Raw genomic sequence first — 17,036 nt, 5'->3', positions numbered from 1 at the left:
TCAGGCAATTCCACAGGCTTCGAAGGCGGCGCGCCAGGCGTCGAGCTTGCGCTCGAAGCTCCAGGACGCGTTGGCCGGGCTGGTCGACGGCAGGCGCGTCACCGGCACGCCGAGTGTCGCGGTGAAGCGCATCGCCCGCGCCGATTCGCCGCCATTGTGGGCGATGCCCTGCAGGCCGGGCGCGAGGCGCTTCAGGCCGGCGAGGTCGTTGTACTGCGCATCCTCGATCGCACTGTCGAGGCTGCCCTCGCGGCGGCAGTGGGCGTAGACGTCCCAGAGGCCCAGGCCGCGCTCGCGCATCTCGTCGATGCGCCGGTCGTAGGGCAAGGCCCGCAGGTCGACATCCCACAGCGCCGACAGGATCGGCCAGAAGTGGTTGCGCGGGTGGGCGTAGTACTGGCCGGCCTGCAGCGACGCGACGCCGGGGAAGCTGCCCAGCACGACCAGCCGCGTGCGCGGGCCGATCACCGGCGGCAGGCCCTGCAGCAGGCCGGGCTCTTCGACAGAGGTGGGCGTCTCAGGTGTCGTCATCTAGGCGGGCGAGTCTGCCAGAGCTGCGAGCCGCGGCAGCGCGGCGTGCGTGTTGTCGCGTGTCAGTTGCGACAAGTCGTTCAACGACAGCCCGCGCAGCCCGGCCAGCACCTCGGCGATGCGCGCCAGCTCGGCCGGCTCGTTGCGCGAGGTGGCGCCGGCCGCGCGCTCCTCGGCGGTGCGGTACAGCCAGTGCGGCGGGATGTCGGGCGAATCGGTTTCCAGCACCAGGCACTCGGCCGGCACCGTCTGCGCGAGGCGGCGGATCTGCAGCGCGCGGTCGAAGGTCATCGCGCCGCCGAAGCCGAGCTTGAAGCCGAGCCCGATGAACACCTCGGCCTGCTGCGCGCTGCCGTTGAAGGCGTGGGCGATGCCGCGCACCTCGATGCGCCGCAGGTGCTTCAGCAGCGAATCGGCGGAGCGCCGCACGTGCACGATCACCGGCAGGCCGAACTCGCGCGCCAGCTTCAGCTGCTCGGCGAAGAAGTGCTCGCCACGCGCCTGGTCGAGGCCGGGCACGAAATGGTCCAGCCCTATCTCGCCGACCGCCACCAGGCGCGGGTCGCCGATGTGCCGTTCGAGCGCCCGCCGCAGCAGCGCCAGGTCGCCGTCGCCGGCCGCGTCGACGCACAGCGGGTGGATGCCCAGCGCATACGCCAGCCCGTGCCGGTGAGCCAGCGCCCGCACCGTCTCGAAATTCCCGACCATCACCGCCGGCAGCACCTGCTGCGTGACGCCGGCCGCCCGGGCGCGCTGCACCACGGCGTCGCGGTCGGCATCGAATTCAGGGGCGTCGAGGTGGCAATGGGAGTCGATCCAGCGCATCCCCCGGATGATGCCTTGCCCGGCACGTCAAGTAGTACCTCAGCACGTGCACAGCCGTCGACTCCGTGTTACGGTGACGCCATCGTCAGCGTTCGGCACAGTTTTGTATCTCCATGTGCCGACTGCCATCGCAGGAGGCAGGCATGAGACAGGCTCCGCTCTACAGCCGCTCTCGGCGGGCACCCGCCGGTGCCGTCTCGGCAGCGCCCGACGCACCGGCATCGCCGGTGACTGCGGTGGCGCCATCCACCGATCCCGCCACCCTGCCGCCGCCGGTCGCGGCGACGGCCCAGCCGCCGGCCCGCTGGCGCCGCTGGTTCGGCCGCCATGAACGCATGCTGTGGGGTCTTTCAGGCGCGATCCTGGTGCTCGGCGGCGTGGCCGCCTGGCAGGCCCTCAACCCGGGCGCCCGCGCGCTGACCCAGGTCGACATCGACGCCGCGGTGCGCCACTCGCTCGAGAAGGAACCGCTGCCGTCCGCCTACGCCAAGGCCTACGAGATCATCCGCCCGTCGGTGGTGCGCGTGGTCGGCAGCGACGGCGACGAGCCCGACCCTGCCAAGGCCGAGGCCACGCCCGACGCGAAGCGCGCCAAGCCGGTGCCGCTGCCGAAGGCCGCGAAGCCGGTGCCGGGCGACCGCAAGAAGCAGACGGCATCCGACACGCCCGAGCCCGGCGAACCGCACCTGTCGACCTCCACCGGCTCCGGCGTCGTGATCATCGACAACGGCACCATCCTGACCAACCTGCACGTGGTGCAGGGCTCGAAGAAGCTGCGCGTGACCTTTGCCGACGGCTTCGAGTCGGATGCGACGGTGGTCGGCATCGAGCCCGAGCACGACCTGGCGGTGCTGCGCGCGAAGAGCATCCCCGACGACCTGCAAGCCGCGACGATGCGCTCCGCCTCCGACCTGCAGTCCGGCGACCAGGTGATCGCGGTCGGCTACCCGTTCGGCATCGGTCCGTCGGTCTCCGGCGGCGTGATCTCCGGGCTGAAGCGCGACTTCCGCTCGCCGCAGGGCCAGCGGCTGCTGAACAACCTGATCCAGTTCGATGCCGCCGCCAACCCCGGCAACTCCGGCGGCCCGCTGGTGACGATGGACGGCTCGGTGGTCGGCATCGTCACCGCGATCCTGAACCCGACCGAGCACCGCACCTTCATCGGCATCGGCTTCGCGGTGCCGATCGACAGCGCTGCCGGCGCGGCGGGCATGCCGCCGTTCTGATCTTCATCGCCCTTCCCGGAGACTCCATGGACCAGGACACGCCGAACACCGCCACCCTGATGGAGCGGCTGCTGTACGAGATCAAGCGCGTGGTGGTCGGGCAGGACAAGTTCCTCGAGCGCGTGATGGTCGCGATGCTGGCGCAGGGCCACCTGCTGGTCGAAGGCGTGCCGGGCCTCGCGAAGACGATCACGGTCAAGACGCTCGCGACCACGCTGCGCGGCAGCTTCAAGCGCATCCAGTTCACGCCCGACCTGGTGCCGGCCGACCTGGTGGGCACGCGCATCTACAACCAGAAGACCGGCGAGTTCGCGACCTCGCTCGGCCCGGTGTTCGCCAACCTGCTGCTGGCCGACGAGATCAACCGCGCGCCGGCCAAGGTGCAGAGCGCGCTGCTGGAGGTGATGCAGGAACGCCAGGTGACGATCGCCGGCGAGACGCACAAGGTGCCCTCGCCCTTTCTGGTGATGGCCACGCAGAACCCGATCGAGACCGAGGGCACGTACCCGCTGCCCGAGGCGCAGGTCGACCGCTTCATGATGAAGGTGCTGGTCGGCTACCCGAGCGAGGAAGAGGAGTTCGTGATCGTCGAGCGCGTCACCGGCGACCCGGTGACGGTGAGCCCGGTCGCGAGCACCGAGCAGCTGGCCGAGTTGCAGCACCGCTGCCGCAGCGTGTACGTGGACCCGGCGCTGATGCAGTATGCGGTGCGGCTGGTCAGCGCAACGCGCAACCCGGCGCGCTACGGCCTGCCGGACCTTGGCAAGTTCATCAGCTTCGGCGCCAGCCCGCGCGCCACCATCGGGCTGATCGAGGGCGCGCGCGCGATGGCGCTGCTGCGCGGGCGCACCTACGCGCTGCCCGACGACGTGCTCGACCTGGTGCCCGACGTGCTGCGCCACCGCCTGGTGCTGAGCTACGAGGCGCTGGCCGACGGGCTGACCGCCGACCAGATCGTCCACAAGATCGTGCAGAAGGTGCCCAAGCCCGACAAGCCGATGGCCCACCGCGCGGAAGAAGCGGGGCGCTGATGGACGGGACGGCAAAGGACGGGGCAGCGAGCGCCCCCACGGCCGACGCGGTGCTGCGCCGGCTGGAGTGGACCGTGATCCGCCGGCTCGACGGCCTGCTGCAGGGCGACTACCGCACGCTGTGGCGCGGCACCGGGCTGGACCTGGCCGACCTGCGCGAGTACCAGCACCACGACGACGTGCGCCACATCGACTGGAACGTCACCGCCCGGCTGCAGGTGCCGCATGTGCGCGAGTTCACCGAAGACCGCGAGATGAGCGCCTGGTTCCTGCTGGACCTGAGCGGCAGCATCGATTTCGGGGCGCAGCGCAGCAAGCGCAGCGTGTCGGCCGAGTTCGTCACGGTGCTGGCGCGCCTGCTGACGCGCAACGGCAACCGCGTTGGCGCGGTGTTCTATGGCAGCGAGGTCGATGCCGTGCTGCCGCCGCGCACCGGCCGCAGCCATGTGCTGAACCTGCTGCAGCGGCTGCGCGCGCACGCGGCGCCGCAGGCCGCCGCGAAGGCCGAGACGCGGCTCGGCGACCTGCTGCACCGCGCCGCGACGATGATCCCGCGGCGCTCGATGGTGTTCGTCGTCTCCGACTTCATCAGCGCGCCGGGCTGGGCCGACGCGATGGCGCGCCTCGCGCAGCGCCACGAGGTGCTGGCGGTGCGGCTGTACGACGAGATGGAACTCGACCTGCCGGACCTCGGCCTCGTCACGCTGCAGGACGCCGAGACCGGCGAGCAGCTGCTGGTCGACACCCACGACCCGGGCTTCCGCGAGCGCTTCGCGCGCATCGCCGAGACGCGCGAGGACGAACTGCACACCGCCTTTGCGCGCGCCGGCGTCGACACGCTGGAGCTGACCACCGACGACGACCTGGGCGAGGCGCTGCTGCGCTTCGTCGAGCTGCGCCGGCAGCGCGCGCGGGCCTCGCACGGCGGTGGCATGGCGACGCATTTGCGGCCCTTGGCTGCGAGGAGCGCCGCATGACCTTTGTGTGGCCTGACCTCCTGTGGACTTTGCTCGCGATTCCACTGCTGGTGCTGCTGTACCTGTGGCTGCTCGCCAAGCGCAAGAAATCGACACTGCGCTTCGCGAGCCTCGCCATCGTCAAGCAGGCGCAAGGCGGCGGCCCCGGCTGGCGCCGCCACGTGCCGCCAGCGCTGCTGCTGCTGGCCTTCGGTGCGCTGCTGGTCGCCACCGCGCGGCCGATGGCGGTGGTGACGCTGCCGCTGCAGCAGGAGACCATCATCCTCGCGATGGACGTCTCCGGCAGCATGCGCGCCACCGATGTGCAGCCCGACCGCCTGACCGCCGCGCAGGAGGCCGCCAAGTCCTTCCTGATCGACCTGCCGCGCAGCGTGCGCGTCGGCGTGGTGTCGTTCGCCGGCACCGCCGCCGTGGTGCAGCCGCCGACGCAGAGCCGCGAGGACGTGGTCGCCGCGATCGACCGCTTCCAGCTGCAGCGCGGCACCGCGATCGGCAGCGGCATCGTGCTGTCGCTCGCGACGATCTTTCCGGAAGCCGGCATCGACCTGTCGCAGATCACCGGCCAGCGCAACATGCCGCTCGGCCCGAGCGACAAGCCGAAGCAGGATTTCGTGCCGGTCGCGCCGGGCTCGTACGCGTCGGCCGCGGTGATCCTGCTGACCGACGGCCAGCGCACCACCGGGCCGGACCCGCTGGACGCCGCGAAGATGGCGGCCGACCGCGGCGTGAAGGTGTACTCGGTGGGCATCGGCACCAAGGAGGGCGAGACCATCGGCTTCGAAGGCTGGTCGATGCGGGTGCGGCTCGACGAGGAGACGCTGAAGAACATCGCCAACCTGACGCGCGCCGAGTACTTCTACGCCGGCACCGCGACCGACCTGAAGAAGGTCTACCAGAGCCTGAGTTCGCGGCTGATGGTCGAGAAGAAGGAGACCGAGGTCAGCAGCCTGTTCGCGGCGCTGGGGGCGGTGCTGGTGCTGGTGGCGGCGACGCTGTCGGTGTGGTGGTTCGGGCGGGTGATGTGAGCCGCGTTCGTATACTGGCTCGAGCCGATCAGCCGATCGGTGACCGGGCGATGCGGTTCAGCGGGAGTCGCCCATGACCGAGAAGCCAGCCATGACCACCGTTCAAATCACCTTGCCCGATCAGTTGGCAAAGGAAGCCCAGCGCGCCGGCCTGCTTTCGACGGCGAAGCTCGAGCGCTGGCTGCGGGAGCAACTCGGTGCTCAGCGTGTCGATGCGCTGTTTGCAGCGATGGACCGCATGGCTGCGGTTGACGAACCTGTCGTGATGTCACCCGAAGAAGTCACGCAGGAACTGGCCGCCATGCGCGCCGAACGACGCACGGGGACAGCGAGCTGAAAGTGATTTCGTGCGTGTCGTCCTGGACACCAACGTGGTCGCGTCGGCCATCCTGTGGGGCGGCACGCCGCGCCTGCTGCTGAATGCGGCGCGCGAGAAGCGGATTGACCTCTTCACCAGCACGCCGCTGCTCGCCGAGCTCACTGACATCCTGGGTCGACCCAAGTTCGACAAGAAGATCGCGACAGCCGGACTGAGCATTGATGAGATCGTCGACGGCTATGCGCGGCTGGCGGCGGTCGTTTCCCCCTCCCCCGTACCGCGCATCGCACCCGATCCTGATGACGACGTGGTCCTTGGCACCGCCCTCGCGGCCAGAGCCTTCCTCATCGTCACCGGCGACAAGGCCCTGCTCACGGTTGGCTCGCACGAGGGCATTCGGCTGCTCACCGTCACCCAGGCCATCGACGCCATCGCTGCGGGAAGCACCGGCTGACCGTCCGTGCAGACGGGCGAGGCCGGTCACCCCACCGCTGCATCTCGACTGAAGCGCACCGTGACGCGCAGGCCGCCCAGCGGCGAGTCGCCGAGCGTCACGCTTGCTCGATGCTGATGCGCCACGCCGCGCACGATCGCGAGGCCGAGGCCGGTGCCTGACTCTTCGTGTTCGGCACGGCGGTAGAAGCGGTCGAACACCCGCTCGCGGTCGGCGGGCGGAATGCCGGGGCCGGCGTCGTCGACCTGCAGGATCGCGGCGCCCTCCTCCCGCGCCACGCGCAGCTCGACACGCGAACCGGGCGGCGAGTAGCGCACCGCGTTGTCCGCGAGGTTGCGCGCCAGCACCGACAGTGCGTTGCGGTCGCCCTGCACGATCACCGGCTCGTCGGCGAACAGTTCGAAGTCGGCGCCGCGCGACAGCGCGAAGGCGGCGGTGTCGACCAGCGCCTGGCGCACCACCTCGGCCAGGTCGACGGACTCGGCGGCCGCGGGGGCGGCGCCGGGTTCGGTGCGCGCGAGCGTCAGCAGTTGCTCGACCAGCCGTGCCGAGCGCTCGATGCCGTGGCTCAAGGCCTCGATCGCCTGCTGGCGATGGGTGTCGTCGGGCGCGCGCTTCAGCAGCTCCAGCTGCAGCTTCAGCGCCGTCAGCGGCGAGCGCAGTTCGTGCGCCGCGTCCGAGACGAAGGCGCGCTGCGTGTCGAGCGACTGGCCGAGGCGCTGCAGCAGCGCGTTCAGCGCACCGACCAGCGGCGCCACCTCGTCCGGCAAGCCGTGCTGCGGCAGCGGCTCCAGCAATTGTTCGCCGCGCTCGCGCAGCTGCGCGGCGACGCGGCGCAGCGGGCGCAGCGTCAGCGCCGCGATCCAGCCCATCGCCAGCGCCATCACCGGCGCCAGCAGCAGCAGCGGGGCCACGCTGCGCAGCGCCGCGCCGGCTGCCAGCCGCTTGCGGATCTGCGCCGGCTGCGCCACCTGGATCACGCGCGCGCCGGTGGCCACGCTGAAGGTGCGCCAGGCCGGGCCCGCGCCGTCGGCACCGGCCTGCACGGTGGCCAGCCCGAGCAGCACGCGGGTCGGCAGGTCGGGGTGGTCGCGCGTCGCGTAGATGCGGCGACCGTCGACGCTCCAGATCTGCACGACGAAATCGAACTGCTCGTCGGCCAGCGCGTTCATCTGTTCCGTCGCGATCTCGCCCTGGTCGCGCAACGACAGCGCCATCTGGCGCAGCTGGTAGTCGAACAGCGCCTCGGTCTCGCTGAGCACGCTGCGGTAGGTGATCGCGCCCATCACCGCGGCGGCGACCACCAGCATCGCGAGCAGCGCCAGCAGCAGGCGCAGGCGGATCGACTTCAAGCGCCGCCCGCCTGTGGTGTGGCCGAGCCGCCCGGCGTGCCGACGTAGTAGCCGACGCCGCGCATGTTCTGGATGAAATCGGCCCCCAGCTTGCGCCGCAGCTGGTGGATGTAGACCGAGACGGCGTTGCTCTCGATCTCTTCGCCCCAGCCGTAGAGGCGGTCTTCGAGCTGGGCGCGCGACAGCAACGCGCCGGGCCGCAGCATCAAGGCCTCGAGCACCGCGAACTCGCGTGCCGACAGCAGCACCGGCACGCCGTCGCGCGTCACCTGGCGCGTGGCCGGGTCGATCGTGACGCCGCCGTGGCTGAGCAGCGGCTGTGCCCGGCCGCTGTGGCGGCGCAGCACGGCCCGCATGCGGGCACTCAGTTCATCGAGTTCGAAGGGCTTCACGAGGTAGTCGTCGGCGCCGGCGTCGAGCCCGGCGACGCGGTCGCCGACGCCGTCGCGGGCGGTCAGCACGATGACCGGTGTGCTGTCGTGGCGGGCGCGCAGCGCGCGCAGCACGCCGAGCCCGCCCGCATCCGTGCCCTCGCCGGCGGGCGCCCGCCCGGGCGGCAGGCCCAGGTCGAGCAGCACCAGGTCGAAGCGCTCGCTCGCCAGCGTGCCGTCGGCCGCGGTCGCGTCGCGCACCCAGTCGACGGCGAAGCCTTCGAGCCGCAGCGCATTGCGCAGGCTTTCGCCGATCATCGGGTCGTCTTCCACCAGCAGCAGTCGCATCAGGGGCCCACGTCAGTCACAACAAAAAGCATACCGCGCCCGCGCGGCGGCGATTCAGGCGCTATTGTTCCGGCTGCTGATGAAACAACGCCTCATGCCCAAAGTCCTTCGCAACACGCTGCTGTCGTTCCGCGACCTGCTGGCGACCGCCGGCCCGTTCGTCTTCCTGACCCTGGTGCTGCTGGTGGTCGCCTACTGGTTCCTCGACCCGACGCCGCCGCGCAAGGTGGTGCTGGCCACCGGCGTCGAGCAGGGCGCTTATGCCGAGTTCGGCAAGCGCTATGCCGAGTACCTGAAGGGCTACGGCATCCAGGTGGAGTTGCGCAGCACGCATGGCGCGGCCGAGAACCTGAAGCTGCTGCGCGACCCGGCCTCGGGCGTGGACATCGCGTTCACGCAGGGCGGTGCCGGCGAATCGCGCAAGAACGCGGCCGCCAATGCCGCGGCCGACGAAGACCTCAATTCGCTGGGCAGCCTGTTCTTCGAGCCGGTGTGGTTGTTCTACCGCGAGGATTCGGCGCAGCGGCTGCTGAAGGGCGTGCCGCTGACGAGCCTGGCGCAGCTGCAGCAGGGCTGGAAGGTGGATTCCGGCGCGCGCGGCAGCGGCGCGCCCAACCTGATGCGCAAGCTGCTCGATGCCAATCGCATCGATGCCGCGACGATGACGCTGCTGCACGACGAGCAGACCGACGCGGTCGTGAAGTTCCTCGGCGGCGAGACCGATGCGATCGTGTTCGCGTCGGCGCCCGAGGCGCTGATGGTGCAGATGCTGCTGCAGACGCCGGGGGTGAAGCTGTTCGACTTTGCGCAGGCCGATGCGTACTCGCGGCGCTTCGCCTTCCTGACGCCGGTGCTGCTGCCGCGTGGCGTGGTCGACCTGGCCGGTGATGTGCCGCCGGGCGACGTGCGGCTGATCGCCCCGACCGCCACGCTGGTGGCGCGCGAGGACCTGCACCCGGCGCTGATCCAGTTGTTCGTGCAGGCGGCGGCGAAGATCCACGGGCCGGCGGGCTGGTTCCAGCGCAAGGGCGATTTTCCGAACGCGCGCGGCACCGAGCGGCCGCTGGCGGCCGAGGCGCAGCGCTTCTACACCAGTGGCGCGCCGCTGCTGCAGCGCTACCTGCCGTTCTGGCTGGCCAACCTGATCGACCGCATGTGGGTGGTGCTGGTGTCGATCGTCGCGATCCTGATCCCGATGTCGCGCGTGGTGCCGCCGCTGTACCAGTTCCGCATCCGCTCGCGGATCTTCCGCTGGTACGGGCAGCTGCGGGCGGTGGAGGATGGGCAGGGCGTGCGGCCGAACGATGAGCTGCGCTCGGAGCTGGACAAGATCGAAACGCGGGTCGGCAACGTGACGGTGCCGCTGAGCTATGCGGACGAGCTGTACTCGCTGCGCAGCCACATCAACATGGTGCGGCGGCGGCTGGATGAGGCGGGGCAGGATCCTACTGGCTGAGTATTGCCTGCGAGCAAAGGCGCAGGCAGGGAGGCTGGGGCTCGCCGGTCGGTGCGCCCCGCCCTGATTGGCGCTCCCCAGCCTCCCTGCCCGCGCCTTTGCGGCACCGCCGCATCGTGTTTGGGGGAAAAGATTGAAGTGACCGACGAGCGTGCAGGCGCTCGCATGCTCGTCGGTCACTTCAATCTTTTCCCCCAACCAGAGCGGGCGGTGTTGCGCGGCGGGTGAGGGGATGGGCTGGGGGCGATTTCTGAGACCGCCTCGGCATGAGCCCCCAGCCCATCCCCTCACCCGCCGCGCCGCACACAACTCCTGCCTACTCCTTCACCGAACCGGTCATCCCCGACACATAGTGCTCGACAAAGAACGAGTAGATGAACGCCACCGGCAGCGACCCCAGCAACGCCCCCGCCATCAGCGACCCCCAGTGGTAGACGTCGCCCTCCACCAGCTCGGTGATCACGCCAACAGGCACCGTCTTCATCTCCGACGACGAGATGAAGGTCAGCGCGTAGATGAACTCGTTCCACGACAGCGTGAACGCAAAGATCCCGGCCGAGATCAGCCCCGGCACCGCCAGCGGCAGCACGATCTTGATCAGGATCTGCCAGCGGCTCGCACCATCGATCAGCGCGCATTCCTCCAGCTCGTACGGGATCGAGCGGAAGTAGCCCATCAGCAGCCAGGTGCTGAACGGGATCAGGAAGGTCGGGTACGACAGGATCAGCGCCATGCGTGTGTCGAACAGCCCCAGCTGGAAGATGATCGCCGCCAGCGGAATGAACAGGATCGACGGCGGCACCAGGTACGCCAGGAAGATCGCCGCCCCCGCCGGCTTCGCGCCCTGGAAGCGCAGCCGCTCGATCGCATAGGCCGCGAGCACCGAGGCCACCAGCGACAGGATCGTCGACGTCACCGACACCAGCACCGTGTTCCACAGCCACTCCGGGTACGCCGTCTCGAACAGCAGCTTGTGGAAATGCGCGAGCGTCGGCTTGACGATCCAGAACGGGTTGCCGTTGCGCGCCAGCAGCTCCTCGTTCGGCTTGAACGAGGTCACCACCATCCAGTAGAACGGGAACAGCAGCACGAACACGAAGATGCCGAGCGGGATGTAGACCGTCACCCAGCGCCGCGGCAGCGTCTGCAGGTAGTCCATGCCCTGCGAATCGGGCTTGTCCTGCGCGTCTTTCACCCCCGCCTTCACTTGTCGCCCCCTTGCTGCCACGCCCGCCGCTGCAGCCCGAAGTAGCTGAACATGATGGCCGCCAGCAGGAACGGCACCATCAGCGTGGCCAGCGCCGCGCCCTCGCCCAGCGCCCCACCGGGAATCGCACGCTGGAACGCGAGCGTCGCCATCAGGTGCGTCGCGTTCAGCGGGCCGCCACGCGTCAGCACGTAGATCAGCTGGAAGTCGGTGAAGGTGAACAGCACCGAGAAGGTCATCACCACCGCGATGATCGGCGACAGCAGCGGCAGCGTGACGTGGCGGAACTGCTGCCACGGCGTCGCGCCGTCGATCGCCGAGGCTTCGTAGTACGACGGCGAGATCGTCTGCAGCCCCGCCAGCAGCGAGATCGCGACGAAGGGCACGCCGCGCCACACGTTGGCGACGATGGTCGAGAAGCGCGCGTTCCACGGGTTGCCGAGGAAATCGACATACCGGTCGATCCAGCCGAGCTTCATCAGCACCCAGCTGATCACCGAGAACTGCGCGTCGTAGATCCACCAGAAGGCGATCGCCGACAGCGCCGTCGGCACGATCCACGGCAGCAGCACCACCGCGCGGAAGAACGACTTGAACGGCAGGTTCTTGTTCAGCAGCACCGCGAGCCACAGTCCGAGCACGAACTTCAGGATGCTCGCGATCACCGTGTAGAACAGCGTGTTGAACAGCGCCAGCTGCGCGACGCTGTCGCCCACCAGGAACTCGAAGTTGTCGATGCCGATCCACGAGCCGCCGCGGCCGATCTTCGCGTCGGTGAAGCCGAGCCAGGTGCCCAGCCCGAGCGGGTAGGTCAGGAACAACAGCAACAGCACCGCGGCCGGCAGCATGAAGGCCAGGCCGAGGGCGTTGCGGCTGTTCTGGAAGCGCTCGATCAGTTTCACGGCTCAGCCCCTGGATGAATCAGACCTTGTAGTAGCGTTCCGCGCGTTTCTGCGCCCGCTCCATCGCCTCCTTCGGTGTCTTCGAGCCGCTGCCGGCCTCGGCCACCATGTTCGGCACGATGAAGTCCGCGAGCGCCCCGGCCGATGCATAGCCCAGCCGCCCCGCATAGCCCGCCGGCCGCAGGTTCTTCACGCTGTCGCGGTACGGCGTGTTCTTCGGGTCGACCGACCACACCGCGCTCTTCTCGTACGCCCGCAAGGGCTGCGCGACGTAGCCGCCGCCGCCCTGCAGCCACGGGTCGAACTGCTCCTGCTCCATCATGAAGCGCAGGAACTCCTTGGCCGCCTGCGGGTACTTGGTGTACTTGAAGATCATCTGGTTGAAGAACAGGTGGTACTCGGTCGGAACGCCCACCGGCCCGATCGGGAAGGCCGCATGGTTGATGTCGGCCGCCATCTCCTTCAGCTTCGGGTCGGGCGAGTTCTTCGCCGCGTAATACACCGAGATGCCGTTGTTGGTGATGCTGATCTGCCCGTCGAGAAACGCCTTGTTGTTGTTCGGGTCCAGCCACGACAGCGTGCCCGGCACGAAGCTCGAGTACAGCTCCTTCGCGTACTCCAGCGCCTTCAATGTGGCCGGGCTGTCCAGCGTCACCTTGTTGTCCTTGTCGACCATCGCCCCGCCGAAGGCCCACAGCAGCCAGTGGCACCAGCCGCTGTCGCCGGTCGCGTTGCCCAGCGCCATGCCGCCCGGCGTGCCCTTCGCGGCCAGCGCCTTGTAGAGCTTCAGGAAGCCGTCGGTGTCCTTCGGCATCGTCTCGAAACCGGCCGCCTTCATCTGGCTCTCGCGGTACACCACCAGCGAGCCGGCCGCACCGAGCGCGACACCGATCCACTTCTTGCCGTCGGGCCGCAGGTAGGCCTCGCAGGCCGGGTACCAGCCGCCGTATTTCTTGCCGAGGTACTCGCACAGGTCGGTCACGTCGAGCAGCTTGTCGGGGTACAGGTTCGCGTCGTCGTTGGTCGACAGGATGATGTCGGGCCCGGCACCGGTGTTGGCCGCGACGGCCGCCTTCGGCCGCACGTCTTCCCAGCCCTCGTTGTCGACCCGCACCTCGATGCCGGTCTTCTCGGTGAACTTCCTGACGTTCACCATGTACGCCTCGATGTCACCCTGCACGAAGCGGCTCCAGCGCAGCACGCGCAGCTTGGCGCCCTTCTCGGGCTTGTACGCGAGCGTCTGTGCGCCGGCGGTCGGCGTCCACAGCGCACCCGAGCCCAGCGCGGCCACTCCAGCGGCCCCTTCCAGAAACTTGCGGCGATCGAAGTCACTCATCGTTGTCTCCTGTCAAGTTGTGAAGCGGCGCACTGCGGCACCGTGAAGGAATCAGCTCATCAGGCCACCAGTCGCTTGCCGCTGCCGGCGTCGAACAGGTGCGCGCGGCCCAGGTCGGGCTGCAGGTGGATGGTCGCGCCGGGCTCGAAGCGGTGCCGTTCGTGGAACACCACCGACACCTCGGTGCCCTGGTGGCGGCAGGCGACGAAGGTGTCGGCGCCGGTCGGCTCCACCACCACCACCTGCGACGGGATGCCGCCGCTGTCCTGCAGCGACAGGTGCTCCGGCCGCGTGCCGAGGATCACCGGCTGGCCGTCCTCGCCGTTCGCGCCGGTGGGCGCGTTCATCTGCGTGCCGTCGGCCAGCTCCACCTGCAGCGTGCCGGCGCGGCGGCGCAGCGTGCCGGGCAGGAAGTTCATCGACGGCGAGCCGATGAAGCCCGCCACGAAGGTGTTCACCGGCTGGTCGTACAGGTCGAGCGGGCTGCCGGTCTGCTCGATGCGGCCGTCGCGCATCACGACGATCTGGTCGGCCATGGTCATCGCCTCGATCTGGTCGTGCGTGACGTAGATCGACGTGGTCTTCAGCCGCTGGTGCAGCTCCTTGATCTCGCTGCGCATCGCGACGCGCAGTTTGGCGTCGAGGTTGGACAGCGGCTCGTCGAACAGGAAGACCTGCGGATCGCGCACGATCGCCCGCCCCATCGCGACCCGCTGGCGCTGCCCGCCCGAGAGCTGGCGCGGGTAGCGGTCGAGCAAGGCGGTGAGGCCGAGGATCTCGGCGGCCCGGGCCACCTTCGGGTCGGCCACCGCCTTGTCCTGCTTCGCGAGCATCAGCGAGAAGGCCATGTTCTCGCGCACCGTCATGTGCGGGTACAGCGCGTAGTTCTGGAACACCATCGCGATGTCGCGCTGCTTGGGCGGCAGGTCGTTGACGCGGCGCTCGCCGATGCGGATCTCGCCGCCGGAGATCTCCTCCAGCCCGGCGATCATGCGCAGCAGCGTCGACTTGCCGCAGCCCGACGGCCCGACCAGCACGGTGAAGGCGCCATCGGCGATCTCGATGTCCACGCCGTGCAGGATCTGCACCGCGCCGAAGCGCTTCTTCACCGACTGGATGCTCACACTGGCCATGCGTCGTCCCTCTGCAAGGTGGTGCGAATCCCGGATGTCGGGACAGCGCTGCCCCATCGGCATGCGATGGGGCAGGCGGGTTGTATGACGACCCCACGGGCGTGTCAATCGGCGCTGCCCCTCCTCGCGTTTGCCCGGGCTGTGCGCGCATGATGGGTTGCGCCGGGCGTGCTGCCCGGCGGGAGGCATGCCATGAAACTGCTGATCACCGGCGGTGCCGGCTTCGTGGGAACGCGGCTGGCGCAAGCCCTGCTCGCGCGCGACACGCTGGCCGGGCAACGCATCGAGACCCTGGTGCTGGCCGACCAGGTCGCGCCGCGCACCGAGCTGCTGGCCGACTCCCGCGTGAAGGCGCGCACCGGCCCGCTGCTCGCGCAATGCGCTGCGCTGCGCGACGAACCGTTCGACGGCGTGTTCCACCTTGCGTCGGCGGTGTCGGGCGAATGCGAGGCCGATTTCGAGCTCGGCCTGCGCTCCAACCTCGACAGCACGCGCGCGCTGTTCGACGCGCTGCGCAGCACGGTGCAGCACGGCGCGCCGGTACCGCGGCTGGTGTTCTCGAGTTCGGTCGCGGTGTTCGGGCCGGATGCCGCGGTGCCGCTGCCGGCGCGCGTGGGCGACGACACGCTGCCGGCGCCGCAGACCTCGTACGGCACGCACAAGCTGATGTGCGAGTACCTGCTGGCCGACTACACGCGCAAGGGTTTCATCGACGGTCGTGCCGCGCGGCTGATGACGGTGACGGTGCGCCCGGGCCGGCCGAACGGCGCGGCCTCGTCGTTCTTCTCCGGGATCATCCGCGAGCCGCTGGCGGGTGAAGACGCGGTGTGTCCGGTGTCGGCGAACGTCTGCCACCCGGTGGCCTCGCCGGCGCGCACGGTCGAGGGGCTGATCGCGGTGTACGAGGCGAGCCGCGAAGCCTTCCAGGGCCGGCTCGCGATGAACCTGCCGGCGCTGAACGTCTGCGTCGGCCAGATGCTCGATGCGCTGGAGGAAGTGGCCGGGCGCGCGGTGCGCGAGCGGGTGCGCTTCGAGAGCGACGAGCGCATCGCCGGCATCGTCGCCAACTGGCCGAAGGCGGCCGATGCGGCGCGTGCGGCCCACCTCGGGCTGAAACCCGACGGCTGCTTCACCGACATCGTCCGGCAGTACATCGCCGATTGCGAGGCGGTGCCGGACGGAGCGGCTGCGCTGAAGGGACTGGCCCGATGAACCGCATCGACCTCGACGGTCGTGTCGCGATCGTCACCGGCGGTGCGCAGGGCATCGGCTACGCGACCGCGCAGCGGATGCTGCGCTCGGGCGCCAAGGTGATCGTGTGGGACATCGATGAAGCGCTGCTGGCACGATCGAACGAGGCGCTGCGCCCGCTCGGGCCGGTCGCGGCGCAGATCGTCGAGCTGAGCGACGAGGCCTCCGTGCGGCGAGCGGCTGATGCGGCGATCGCGCAATGGGGCCAGGTCGACATCCTCGTCAACAACGCCGGCATCACCGGCGGCAACGGCACGACCTGGGAGCTCGCACCCGAGGTATGGCGGCGCGTGATCGAGGTGAACCTGATCGCGCCGTACCTGACCTGCAGGGCGCTGGTGCCGCACATGATCGGGCGCGGCTACGGGCGCATCGTCAACATCGCGTCGGTGGCCGGCAAGGAGGGGAATCCGAACGCTTCGCACTACAGCGCATCGAAGGCCGGGTTGATCGCGCTGACGAAGTCGCTCGCGAAGGAGCTGGCGACAAAGGGCGTGATCGTCAACGCGGTGGCGCCGGCCGCGGCCAAGACCGCGATCTTCGAGACGATGACGCAGGCGCACATCGACTTCATGCTGTCGAAGATCCCGATGGGGCGCTTCCTGGAGGTCGACGAGGCAGCGGCGATGATCGCGTGGTTGTCGTCGGCGGAGTGCTCGTTCAGCACCGGGGCGGTGTTCGACCTGACGGGTGGGCGATCGACGTATTAGTTCTCGTGCGTTCGCGCTTGCAAAGGCACGGGTGGGGAGGCTGTGGCGCGCCGGACGGTGCGATCTTCGCCCCTGGCGGGGCGAAGACTGCCCTCCGCTGACTGGCTTCATGGCCCGTCGCCGAAACTCCCGTCACTCACTTCGTTCGTTGTGGTCAAACACTCGGCGACAGTCAGTTCACGAAGCGTGCTGCGCACGCGGGCCATGAAACCAGCCAGCTCCGGCGCCCCGTCCCTATTGGCGCTCCACAACCTCCCCACCCGCGCCTTTGCCGACACCGCAGCTTTGGTTGGGGGGAAAAAGATTGAAGTGACCGACGAAGCGTGCCGGCGCTCGCATGCTTGTCGATCACTTCAATCTTTTTCCCCCCAACAAGAGCGGGCGGTGCAGCGCGGCGCGGCGGGTGGCGGGAGGGGCTGGGGGCGATTTCTGGGGCGACGAAGAAGATCGGCTTCGGGGGTGGCGGGCGCAGCCCGCTTCGTAGACCGACTCATCGGCACTGTCTGACCACAACGAACGAAGTGAGTGGAGGGAGTTTGCCGATGCACCCCCGAAGCCGATCTTCTTCGTGGAGTCGGCCCC

17 protein-coding genes are annotated in these 17,036 nt (G+C 69.3%); 9 read left to right on the top strand and 8 right to left on the bottom strand.

Annotated features, from left to right (window positions below; genetic code table 11):
- Together BUE42_RS09400 and BUE42_RS09395 are read right to left on the bottom strand one after the other, a co-directional pair.
- Positions 1-531, bottom strand: coding sequence for a DNA-deoxyinosine glycosylase (locus tag BUE42_RS09400; protein ID WP_073464616.1), 531 nt, complete (start codon positions 529-531; stop codon positions 1-3).
- Positions 532-1,356 (bottom strand): TatD family hydrolase, encoded by an 825-nt coding sequence (locus tag BUE42_RS09395; protein ID WP_073464614.1) that lies wholly within the window; start codon positions 1,354-1,356, stop codon positions 532-534. It abuts the gene before it with no gap.
- Between the two features lie 143 nt (positions 1,357-1,499).
- Between BUE42_RS09395 and BUE42_RS09390 the strand changes: the two genes are divergently transcribed.
- The 6 genes from BUE42_RS09390 (at position 1,500) to BUE42_RS09365 (ending at position 6,388) form a co-directional block, all read left to right on the top strand.
- Complete coding sequence (locus BUE42_RS09390; protein ID WP_073464612.1) at positions 1,500-2,582, top strand: S1C family serine protease; 1,083 nt, start codon at positions 1,500-1,502, stop codon at positions 2,580-2,582.
- A 26-nt stretch (positions 2,583-2,608) separates the two neighbouring features.
- Positions 2,609-3,613, top strand: coding sequence for an AAA family ATPase (locus BUE42_RS09385; RefSeq protein ID WP_073464610.1), 1,005 nt, complete (start codon positions 2,609-2,611; stop codon positions 3,611-3,613).
- The gene (locus BUE42_RS09380; protein ID WP_073464608.1) at positions 3,613-4,590 is read left to right on the top strand and encodes a DUF58 domain-containing protein; all 978 of its coding nucleotides are present in this window, start codon (positions 3,613-3,615) and stop codon (positions 4,588-4,590) included. The genes BUE42_RS09385 and BUE42_RS09380 overlap by 1 nt, the downstream gene beginning before the upstream one ends.
- On the top strand, positions 4,587-5,615 hold the full coding sequence (locus BUE42_RS09375; RefSeq protein ID WP_073464606.1) for a VWA domain-containing protein: 1,029 nt from the start codon (positions 4,587-4,589) through the stop codon (positions 5,613-5,615). Before BUE42_RS09380 ends, BUE42_RS09375 begins: the two co-directional genes overlap by 4 nt.
- Before the next feature lie 73 nt (positions 5,616-5,688).
- Positions 5,689-5,952, top strand: coding sequence for a hypothetical protein (locus BUE42_RS09370; RefSeq protein WP_200798931.1), 264 nt, complete (start codon positions 5,689-5,691; stop codon positions 5,950-5,952).
- A gap of 10 nt (positions 5,953-5,962) precedes the next feature.
- Positions 5,963-6,388: a putative toxin-antitoxin system toxin component, PIN family gene (locus BUE42_RS09365; RefSeq protein ID WP_073464604.1), complete on the top strand. Its 426-nt coding sequence runs from the start codon at positions 5,963-5,965 to the stop codon at positions 6,386-6,388.
- Between the two features lie 26 nt (positions 6,389-6,414).
- On the opposite strand, the gene BUE42_RS09360 is transcribed toward BUE42_RS09365, so the two are convergent.
- Together BUE42_RS09360 and BUE42_RS09355 are read right to left on the bottom strand one after the other, a co-directional pair.
- Positions 6,415-7,740, bottom strand: a complete 1,326-nt coding sequence (locus tag BUE42_RS09360; protein ID WP_073464602.1) for an ATP-binding protein — start codon at positions 7,738-7,740, stop codon at positions 6,415-6,417.
- Positions 7,737-8,459, bottom strand: coding sequence for a response regulator (locus tag BUE42_RS09355; RefSeq protein WP_073464599.1), 723 nt, complete (start codon positions 8,457-8,459; stop codon positions 7,737-7,739). Before BUE42_RS09355 ends, BUE42_RS09360 begins: the two co-directional genes overlap by 4 nt.
- A gap of 94 nt (positions 8,460-8,553) precedes the next feature.
- Here BUE42_RS09355 and BUE42_RS09350 point away from each other — a divergent pair, with 94 nt between their 5' ends.
- Entirely contained in the window at positions 8,554-9,915 is a 1,362-nt protein-coding gene (locus tag BUE42_RS09350) for a TAXI family TRAP transporter solute-binding subunit (protein WP_073464967.1), read from the top strand.
- 316 nt (positions 9,916-10,231) lie between these two features.
- On the opposite strand, the gene BUE42_RS09345 is transcribed toward BUE42_RS09350, so the two are convergent.
- Genes BUE42_RS09345 through BUE42_RS09330 form a run of 4 tightly spaced genes read right to left on the bottom strand, consistent with a single transcriptional unit; the run spans position 10,232 to position 14,493 of the window.
- Positions 10,232-11,074 (bottom strand): carbohydrate ABC transporter permease, encoded by an 843-nt coding sequence (locus tag BUE42_RS09345; RefSeq protein WP_073464965.1) that lies wholly within the window; start codon positions 11,072-11,074, stop codon positions 10,232-10,234.
- Between the two features lie 44 nt (positions 11,075-11,118).
- A complete protein-coding gene (locus BUE42_RS09340) occupies positions 11,119-12,018 on the bottom strand; it encodes a carbohydrate ABC transporter permease (protein WP_073464963.1) in 900 nt (299 codons plus the stop codon).
- Between the two features lie 25 nt (positions 12,019-12,043).
- On the bottom strand, positions 12,044-13,360 hold the full coding sequence (locus BUE42_RS09335) for an ABC transporter substrate-binding protein (RefSeq protein ID WP_073464597.1): 1,317 nt from the start codon (positions 13,358-13,360) through the stop codon (positions 12,044-12,046).
- Positions 13,361-13,419: 59 nt separating this feature from the next.
- Entirely contained in the window at positions 13,420-14,493 is a 1,074-nt protein-coding gene (locus BUE42_RS09330) for an ABC transporter ATP-binding protein (protein ID WP_073464594.1), read from the bottom strand.
- A gap of 192 nt (positions 14,494-14,685) precedes the next feature.
- Between BUE42_RS09330 and denD the strand changes: the two genes are divergently transcribed.
- Positions 14,686-15,705, top strand: a complete 1,020-nt coding sequence (gene denD, locus BUE42_RS09325) for a D-erythronate dehydrogenase (protein WP_073464591.1) — start codon at positions 14,686-14,688, stop codon at positions 15,703-15,705.
- Positions 15,702-16,454, top strand: a complete 753-nt coding sequence (locus BUE42_RS09320; RefSeq protein WP_073464589.1) for an SDR family NAD(P)-dependent oxidoreductase — start codon at positions 15,702-15,704, stop codon at positions 16,452-16,454. The genes denD and BUE42_RS09320 overlap by 4 nt, the downstream gene beginning before the upstream one ends.
- Positions 16,455-17,036: the final 582 nt, after the last annotated feature.

Origin of the sequence: Rhizobacter sp. OV335 (assembly GCF_900142965.1) — a bacterium.
In the GTDB taxonomy this organism is placed as follows: domain Bacteria; phylum Pseudomonadota; class Gammaproteobacteria; order Burkholderiales; family Burkholderiaceae_C; genus Rhizobacter.
This window is presented reverse-complemented; position numbering and strand designations above follow the sequence as displayed.

Excerpts from the sequence above, each read along its gene's own strand:
- BUE42_RS09320 (WP_073464589.1), top strand. The coding sequence starts at position 15,702 with ATGAACCGCATCGACCTCGACGGTCGTGTCGCGATCGTCACCGGCGGT.
- BUE42_RS09375 (WP_073464606.1), top strand. The coding sequence starts at position 4,587 with ATGACCTTTGTGTGGCCTGACCTCCTGTGGACTTTGCTCGCGATTCCA.
- BUE42_RS09345 (WP_073464965.1), bottom strand. The coding sequence starts at position 11,074 with ATGGACTACCTGCAGACGCTGCCGCGGCGCTGGGTGACGGTCTACATC.
- BUE42_RS09350 (WP_073464967.1), top strand. The coding sequence starts at position 8,554 with ATGCCCAAAGTCCTTCGCAACACGCTGCTGTCGTTCCGCGACCTGCTG.
- BUE42_RS09370 (WP_200798931.1), top strand. The coding sequence starts at position 5,689 with ATGACCGAGAAGCCAGCCATGACCACCGTTCAAATCACCTTGCCCGAT.
- BUE42_RS09335 (WP_073464597.1), bottom strand. The coding sequence starts at position 13,360 with ATGAGTGACTTCGATCGCCGCAAGTTTCTGGAAGGGGCCGCTGGAGTG.
- BUE42_RS09395 (WP_073464614.1), bottom strand. The coding sequence starts at position 1,356 with ATGCGCTGGATCGACTCCCATTGCCACCTCGACGCCCCTGAATTCGAT.
- BUE42_RS09330 (WP_073464594.1), bottom strand. The coding sequence starts at position 14,493 with ATGGCCAGTGTGAGCATCCAGTCGGTGAAGAAGCGCTTCGGCGCGGTG.
- BUE42_RS09400 (WP_073464616.1), bottom strand. The coding sequence starts at position 531 with ATGACGACACCTGAGACGCCCACCTCTGTCGAAGAGCCCGGCCTGCTG.
- BUE42_RS09385 (WP_073464610.1), top strand. The coding sequence starts at position 2,609 with ATGGACCAGGACACGCCGAACACCGCCACCCTGATGGAGCGGCTGCTG.
- denD (WP_073464591.1), top strand. The coding sequence starts at position 14,686 with ATGAAACTGCTGATCACCGGCGGTGCCGGCTTCGTGGGAACGCGGCTG.
- BUE42_RS09390 (WP_073464612.1), top strand. The coding sequence starts at position 1,500 with ATGAGACAGGCTCCGCTCTACAGCCGCTCTCGGCGGGCACCCGCCGGT.
- BUE42_RS09380 (WP_073464608.1), top strand. The coding sequence starts at position 3,613 with ATGGACGGGACGGCAAAGGACGGGGCAGCGAGCGCCCCCACGGCCGAC.
- BUE42_RS09355 (WP_073464599.1), bottom strand. The coding sequence starts at position 8,459 with ATGCGACTGCTGCTGGTGGAAGACGACCCGATGATCGGCGAAAGCCTG.